Genomic DNA, 298 nt, shown 5'->3' on the forward strand with positions numbered 1-298 from the left:
AACAGAACCGGTTGCTGGCGATGCTGAATCGCCGTCGGGCTCAAAACGAAATTGTTGGATGAATAGCGCGGTGTGTAGACATGCAGAACTGCCTTGAGGGGATCACCGTCGTTGCCGTGGAGCAGGCCGTGGCCGCGCCTTATGCATCGTCTCGCCTTGCGGACGCGGGGGCGCGGGTCATCAAGGTCGAAAGGCCCGAAGGGGATTTTGCGCGACACTATGACAAGTTGGTGCGGGGACAGAGCGCTTACTTCGTCTGGCTCAACCGGGGTAAGGAGTCAGTCTGTCTGGACCTGAG

The 298-nt window shown here is 59.4% G+C and carries 1 protein-coding gene; it reads left to right on the forward strand.

From position 1 onward, the window contains the following. Positions 1-80: 80 nt before the first annotated feature. On the forward strand, positions 81-298 hold a 218-nt coding region (locus tag EN808_RS35785), incomplete at its 3' end, for a CoA transferase (RefSeq protein ID WP_189524258.1).

Origin of the sequence: Mesorhizobium sp. M8A.F.Ca.ET.165.01.1.1, from assembly GCF_004792065.1 — a bacterium.
Taxonomy (GTDB): Bacteria; Pseudomonadota; Alphaproteobacteria; order Rhizobiales; family Rhizobiaceae; genus Mesorhizobium.